The organism is Streptomyces sp. NPDC102462 (genome assembly GCF_044765425.1).
GTDB lineage: Bacteria > Actinomycetota > Actinomycetes > Streptomycetales > Streptomycetaceae > Streptomyces.
On record NZ_JBIWKB010000126.1, the window covers coordinates 1 to 6,102 of the forward strand.

6 protein-coding genes and 2 pseudogenes are annotated in these 6,102 nt (G+C 68.8%); 1 reads left to right on the top strand and 7 read right to left on the bottom strand.

Going from position 1 to position 6,102, the window contains the following annotated elements; all coding sequences use genetic code 11:
* Nucleotides 1-92: 92 nt before the first annotated feature.
* The 5 genes and pseudogenes from ACIRFL_RS43305 to ACIRFL_RS43325 all read right to left on the bottom strand — a co-directional run.
* A pseudogene (locus ACIRFL_RS43305) lies at nucleotides 93-551 on the bottom strand (site-specific integrase); the annotation flags it as partial.
* Nucleotides 548-733 (bottom strand): helix-turn-helix domain-containing protein, encoded by a 186-nt coding sequence (locus ACIRFL_RS43310; RefSeq protein WP_404041166.1) that lies wholly within the window; start codon nucleotides 731-733, stop codon nucleotides 548-550. The pseudogene ACIRFL_RS43305 and the gene ACIRFL_RS43310, both read right to left, overlap by 4 nt.
* Nucleotides 726-2,070: pseudogene (locus ACIRFL_RS43315) on the bottom strand (replication initiator). Before ACIRFL_RS43315 ends, ACIRFL_RS43310 begins: the two are co-directional and overlap by 8 nt.
* Nucleotides 2,071-2,240: 170 nt before the next feature.
* Nucleotides 2,241-3,569, bottom strand: a complete 1,329-nt coding sequence (locus ACIRFL_RS43320) for an FtsK/SpoIIIE domain-containing protein (protein WP_404041168.1) — start codon at nucleotides 3,567-3,569, stop codon at nucleotides 2,241-2,243.
* Nucleotides 3,569-3,895, bottom strand: coding sequence for a hypothetical protein (locus ACIRFL_RS43325; protein WP_234367647.1), 327 nt, complete (start codon nucleotides 3,893-3,895; stop codon nucleotides 3,569-3,571). Before ACIRFL_RS43325 ends, ACIRFL_RS43320 begins: the two co-directional genes overlap by 1 nt.
* Before the next feature lie 235 nt (nucleotides 3,896-4,130).
* Here ACIRFL_RS43325 and ACIRFL_RS43330 point away from each other — a divergent pair, with 235 nt between their 5' ends.
* A complete protein-coding gene (locus ACIRFL_RS43330; RefSeq protein WP_404041171.1) occupies nucleotides 4,131-5,009 on the top strand; it encodes a GntR family transcriptional regulator in 879 nt (292 codons plus the stop codon).
* Nucleotides 5,010-5,140: 131 nt separating this feature from the next.
* On the opposite strand, the gene ACIRFL_RS43335 is transcribed toward ACIRFL_RS43330, so the two are convergent.
* Together ACIRFL_RS43335 and ACIRFL_RS43340 are read right to left on the bottom strand one after the other, a co-directional pair.
* Nucleotides 5,141-5,500 (bottom strand): hypothetical protein, encoded by a 360-nt coding sequence (locus ACIRFL_RS43335; RefSeq protein WP_404041174.1) that lies wholly within the window; start codon nucleotides 5,498-5,500, stop codon nucleotides 5,141-5,143.
* Nucleotides 5,494-5,805: a hypothetical protein gene (locus tag ACIRFL_RS43340; protein WP_404041177.1), complete on the bottom strand. Its 312-nt coding sequence runs from the start codon at nucleotides 5,803-5,805 to the stop codon at nucleotides 5,494-5,496. Before ACIRFL_RS43340 ends, ACIRFL_RS43335 begins: the two co-directional genes overlap by 7 nt.
* Between the last annotated feature and the right edge of the window lie 297 nt (nucleotides 5,806-6,102).

Here is a 6,102-nt window from a genome sequence, read left to right on the forward strand (position 1 = left end):
TGAATCTGCCCGCGTCACCAGCCTCCAGCTCACTGACCTGCACCTTCAGCCCGGTAGGGACTCCAGAACCCCCGAATTGCGCGGAACGCAGGGCCGACGGCGCAGCACTGCTTCCGTTCGGTGTCCAGTCCCTGGGTGCAGCACTGGCAGGTGGTGCGGAGACGGTCGAGGAAAGTGCGGACGTCCTTGGCGGTGAGGCGGGCGATCTTCTTGGTGCCGAGACCGGGGGTGAGGTGGAGGCGGACGCAAGCGGCGTAGCGGGTGTGGGTGTTCTCGCGGAGCCGGTGGACGGCGACGCTGCCGAGCCAATGGGTGAGGTAATCGCCGAGGGTGCTGTCGGCGGTGGCGACGGGGAGGCCGCGGTTGCTGTCGGCGATCTTCTCGGCGAGTTTGTCGGCAGCTTCCCTCCGCGTGGTGCCGTAGACGCGGACGCGTTTGCGGGTGCCGTTGGCGGCGAGGACGTAGCCGGCGGCTTCCCAGCGGCCGTCTTTTCGCTGGTAGACGGTGCCTTCGCCGTTGGCGCGGGCCTTCCTGCGCTTGGGGGCGGTCATCGGGCGGCCTCTTCCAGGTGGCGCTGGACGTAGTCAGCGAGGGCGTGGGCGGGAATGCGGCGGGCGCGGCCGATGGTCAGCGAGGCCAGGCGGCGGGTGCGCAGGAGGTCGTAGAGGGCGGAGCGGCCGATCTTGAGGCGGGCCATGGCCTGGGGGACGGTGAGGAGTTCGTCGTCATGCATCGGCTGTCACCGCCTCTGCTCGTGTCGGGCCGCCGCCGATGAGGGTGGCGAGGCGTTCGAGGTCGGGGGTGAGGCCGGTGCCGTCGTAGGCCCAGTGGGCGATGACGAGGGTTGTCGGTGAGGGCGGAGGAGTGTGGCGGCGGTGCCAGGCGGCTCGGGCGGCGCGGAGCGCGCTGAGGGTGGTGGAGTAGGCGCGGGTCTTGGTGGAGAAGTGGCCGCGGAAGCCGAGCATGTGGGCCCACTTGCGCAGGTTCAGGTGCTTGAGGTCCTCGCGGGCACCGAGGGCCCAGGCAGTGCGGATCATGCGTGCTGCGTGCTCGGGCACGGACTCGAACCAGAGATCGGTGATTTTCTTCAGCCGGTGGTCAAGGGGGCCGGTCGCGGCTTCGGTGCCTTTGGTGGCGTACTTGGCGACGCCCGGCGACCTTGCCCTCGGTGATCGTGGTCCCTGCCTGAAAGGCGGAGGACCGGATGATCCTGGTGTCGATCTGCTTGCCGAAGGCGAAGGAGCGGGGACGACCGTTGACCTCTGGCCCGTCGATGTGGGCGCGGGTGGCCGCGATCCGGATGGCGTCGGCCAGGAGTTCGGGGGTGGCCCATGCGGGTGGCGGGGTGTAGCTGCCTGCGGGGCCGTCGAGGCGGATCACGGCGTGGAAGTGGATCAGTCCGCGCTGCTGGTACTCGGCGACCTTGGCGTACGAGGCCCGGACGACCTTGGAGAGCAGTCGTTGCGGGATGCCGGCTGCGGCGGCGAGGGTGCGGCGCAGGTGGAGCATGAATCGGGCCCACAGGGCGGGGGCGTGGGCGTTCCACAGCACGGCGCCGGTGTAGTCGTACCGTTCGGGGTCGAGCGGGGTGCCGAGCAGTGGGTCGCCCTTGGTGTGGGTGCGTCCGCAGCGGCAGCGGGCGGAGCCGCCCACGCGTCGCCCGTGGACGGGGCCGTACGAGGGCGCGGTGAGAGTGGCGAAGACGCGGGGGTGGGTTGCGACCTGGCCGGGGATGTTCTTGCCGCCGCGCAGGTCGGCGGCGATGAGGTGGTAGGTGTCCTGGCGGTAGAGCTCGGCGCAGGAGGGGCAGCGGGTGGTGCGGCGGTTGCCGCAGCGGACCAGGAGGTGACCGGCGGGCAGGTCCTTGGACTTCAGTTCGCGCAGGATCTCGCCGGTGTAGGCGTCGATCTCGGTGCGCTGGCCTTCGAGCCGGATCGGCTGGGCGCACCCGCCGAGCGAGGACAGCTGTCGCACCAGCCCGAGCAGGTTCCGGTACTTGGTGAACGTGGGCAGCGCGGCCGTGGCCGGTACGGGGTGGGGGATTGTGGTGGTGGGGTCGTGCGGTGGCATGCTGACGGGACCTCTCTGCGCTGCGGCACACGCGTGTGCCGTGGATGGATGGGAGGGAGGGCCCCGGCAAGGGCGAGGGTTTGGCGACTACACGCCCTTGCCGGGGATCACTGCGTTTCGGACTCGGTCCGGGGCGGGGCTGGCTCGCTTGGGCGGTTGGCCGAAGCGGTTCACGCGGCCTTGCCCAGGTCGACGCTGTCGGGCAGCTCGCGGATCTTGAGCCCTCCGGCGCACATGAGGTCGTTGATCTGCCAGTAGGCTTCGGTGGGCAGGTAGACCGAGCGCAGCCGGACGGGGGTGCGCATGTCGCCGACGGAGGCGATGGAGACGCCTTGGGGCATGGTGCGGTCGGCGGCGGTGATGTCCAGTTCCCGGCCGTCGGGGAAGAGGTGGAGGAAGTCCTCGACGGTGTCGACGCGGTGGCAGATCCGGGCGGACAGGTTGGTGCGGACGGCGGTGGTGAGCACGCCGGCGGAGGGCTTCTGGGTGAGCAGCCACAGCCGGATGCCGAACTTGGCGCCCTGGCTGGCGATGGCGAGTAGTTCGGCCTCGAAGCGTTCGCGGGCCTTGCGGTCCGGGTGGCGGGTGTAGTTCGCTACCTCGTCGATCACCACCAACAGAAGCGGCAGCTCGGAGCTGAACTCAGTGATGCGGTCGGTACGGCCGGACCAGAACAGCCTTTCCCGGCGCTGCATCTCCTCGCGCACCCAGCGCAGGATCTCGGTCGGCTCGTCGGGGTGGATGGCGTCGGAGACTTTGTAGGCAGTACGCCACCAGGGCGCGACGGCACCGAGGTTGGGGTCGATCACGATCAGACGCACGTCCCGCATGAGGGAGGCGTAGGCGAGCAGGGTGTTGACGGTGATCGACTTGCCGGAGCGGGTGAGGTCGGCGACCAGGGCATGGGCGGAGTAGGCGAGGTTGAGCATGACAGGGATGCCGTCCTCGTCCCATCCGAGCAGCACATCATCGGTGGATACGAACTGCCCCGGTCGGCACACCGGGGAGCCGTCCGGGCCGAGGAGTGGTGAGCGGATCACCGCCTCCAGCGGCTCGCGTCTGAAGCCTCGCGCGACGATCACTCCGGGCTTGGGCTGGCTGATGCGGATGCGGCGCATTCCCCAGGCGTCGCACAGGCCCTCGCTGGCGTCCTGCCAGGTGCCGAGCCCGACCTGCGGCAGGGCATCGGCGGTGACGGTGACGCCGAAGGCGTCGGCGCGGGTGCGCAGGCGTGGCACCAGCACGCGTGGCTTGGTCGGTTGTTCCTGCGGCCCGTACTGCTGGAGCACGGTCGGGGTGGCGTCCTTGACCGCCAGGCCGAGCATCGGGGCGAGCCGCTTCCAGCCCCACCGCAGCCGCCGCGCCTGCCGCAGGCTGATCCGGGTCTCGGCATCAGCCCGGTACCAGCGGGCGAAGCGGTACCCGGCCCTGCCCAGCAGCCCGAGCACGCCGAGACCGACCACGGCCAGGAGCGCGAGTCCGAGGGGGTTGCCGGTCATCAGGCGCCCGCCTTGGCGGTGACGGCGTCGGCGCGCAGGGAGATGCCGTGGCGGTCCTTGCCGTTGATCTCGTTCTCCCAGGCTGAGGCGACCAGGCCGGTGAAGACGACGGGCAGGCCAACCTTCAGGCCCTTGCCGAGACCCGGCTCCGGGACCTTGACGGTGATCACTTCAGCGCGGCCGTTGAAGGCGAACATCACGTCCACCAGGTGAAGGTGGGCGCCGGTGGCCCGGTCGATCGCGGGCTGCTGGCCGTCGCGGTCCTTGAAGTGCGGGCGGGACTCGGAGGCCAGGATCAGCATGGCCTGGGACTGGTCGATGGGCATGGTCTTCACGGCAAACCTCCAGGTAGAGGGGTGCGAGTCACCCGTGTGGGTGATCACGTGCCGCAACCCTACCTTCATTCCATCCGAAGTCCATCCTTATTGAGTTCCATCCATTCCTGTGATGGTCCATCCATCAGGCGGCTACCCTGACCCCGTGAGGTCGCTGAGCTGGTGAAACACGACAGGCAGTGGGCGGCCCGCAGCTGGTGGAATCGGACTGGGACCAGGGATGGACATGGCTGCTGACGAGGCACGCTTGACGTTCGAACGCATCGCGGACGACCTGCGGCAGCAGATCCGGGACGGTGAACTGCGTCCGGGCCAGCTGCTGCCGACACAGAGCCAGCTCATGCAGACCTACAAAGCGTCCAGCCTGACCGTGCAGAAGGCCATCCGGCTCCTGCGCAACGAGGGCTGGGTCATCGCCCGCCAGGGACGCGGCACGTTCGTCACGCGCTCGGCCGACTTCGAGGATGCCTTCGAGAAGGTCGCAGGAGACCTCCAGCAGCAGATCTACACGGGCATCCTTGAGCCCGGCGCCAGGCTCCCCGCCCGCGAGGTCCTGGCTGAGCACTACGCGGTACCGCTCAACGTTGTCACCAACGCCATCGCCCTGCTGGCCAGCAACTCTCTTCTGCGCTACCCCGGCGAGCTGCCCGGCGACGAGGTCTACGTACGTGACTGGGACGACCACGGCTTCGCCACTCAGCTCGTCCACGGCCGCCTTGTTCGGAAGATCAGAGACGGCTCACTGCCCAAGGGCGCCACGGTCACCGTGGACGGAGTGATCGCCATGATCGGCGGCGATGCCGAGGCCGCAGACCAGGCCCTGACCTTCCTCGCCCTGGAGGGCCGGGTCAAGAAGATCCACCAAAGAAGCGGCTCGCGTCAGCAGACCGCGTACGTCATCGTGGGCGGCGAATTTGGTACCGAGGTGCCCGTTCCGGTGCAATCTGCGAATGAGTCACTCGATGCGCCCCAGCGGGAGTTCCCGGCGGAAGCTGGGCTCGCGGATTTGACTCACCGGCTCGAACGCGCCCTGGAACGGATCGAAGAACTGGAAGAGCGCGTCGAACGCCTGGAACACGGCGGTCAGGCGGGCGACAACGGCTGAGGTACGTCCCCTGAGGCATCGTAAATCCCCGGAGTGGCTGTAGCCTCCGGGGACGCAGAGGGCGTGATCCGCTCCGGCCGGGGAGCGACAGCTGCCTGGCCGGAACGGAAACGCGTATGGCGGCGGACAGGTCAGGCGCGCTGGGTCGGTTGCGAGGCGTCCAGTTCGTCGTCCTCGTCGTCGATAGCGTCGAGGTCTTCGTAAGCTGGTGAGGGCAGGCGCTCGCCCCGGCTCACCGCGATCCGATGCACATTGGCCAGCGCCTCGGTCAACTGAACCGTCAGCAGGTGCAGTTCCCCTTGCATCCACTGGCGCCCGTCCAGAACCCGTCTTGCTTGCTGAATGAGTTCACCGGCCAGACCGATCTGGGCAGACTCCATGTTGTCGGCGAGCCGGGACAGGTATCCGGTTCCCTCACCCGCGAGATAGCACGGCTTGCCCTCCGGCCCCGCCCAGGGCAGCAGACGCAGTTGACCCGCCGGGCTCACCATGCCCGTACCTCCACTCCGCCGACCAGCCGGGGATCGATGTCGATGCCATGCACGGCCAGCCGTACGACGCGTCGCCGGGCCCGTCGGCGCTGTTGCTCCCGGCGCTCGTGCGCGACCAGGTACGGGCGAACCAGCCCGATCTCCTCACCTCGCAGTACCGGGGAAGCCGATGCGCGGGACGGACACCCGATCGGCGCCTCCACACAGAGGCCGGCGGATGGCTCATCGGAGCTGCGATGGCGGCCCGGCGCGGGCAACAGCAGCCGCAGCAGCGGCTCGAAGATGCGGACGATACAGTGCGGCACGTCGACGCTCCTTGTCAGCGTGGGCCATGCCCCCGGACCGTTCGCCCGGTCGCGGGGGTCCTGACGAGACGTCAGCCTGCCGACCGGCGATGCACGACGGTTGCACCAAGAAGTGCAACCGCCCTTGCCCGGGATCTGCTACATCCCGACCCACTCCGCGTACTGCGCCAGCGAATTGCTCCGCGTCCGCTCCTGCCGTCTCAGCTTGGTATTTATCCTCGCTTCCGTTTCAGGCGGATATGTTCGGTGAGGGTTTCGGCTCGTTTCACGGTCTTCCCAGGCTCATGGCGTGGGGCT

Bases quoted from the DNA above. Each gene is read 5' to 3' on its own strand.
- ACIRFL_RS43320 (WP_404041168.1), bottom strand. From the start codon at position 3,569: ATGACCGGCAACCCCCTCGGACTCGCGCTCCTGGCCGTGGTCGGTCTC.
- ACIRFL_RS43310 (WP_404041166.1), bottom strand. From the start codon at position 733: ATGCATGACGACGAACTCCTCACCGTCCCCCAGGCCATGGCCCGCCTC.
- ACIRFL_RS43335 (WP_404041174.1), bottom strand. From the start codon at position 5,500: ATGGTGAGCCCGGCGGGTCAACTGCGTCTGCTGCCCTGGGCGGGGCCG.
- ACIRFL_RS43325 (WP_234367647.1), bottom strand. From the start codon at position 3,895: ATGCCCATCGACCAGTCCCAGGCCATGCTGATCCTGGCCTCCGAGTCC.
- ACIRFL_RS43330 (WP_404041171.1), top strand. From the start codon at position 4,131: ATGGCTGCTGACGAGGCACGCTTGACGTTCGAACGCATCGCGGACGAC.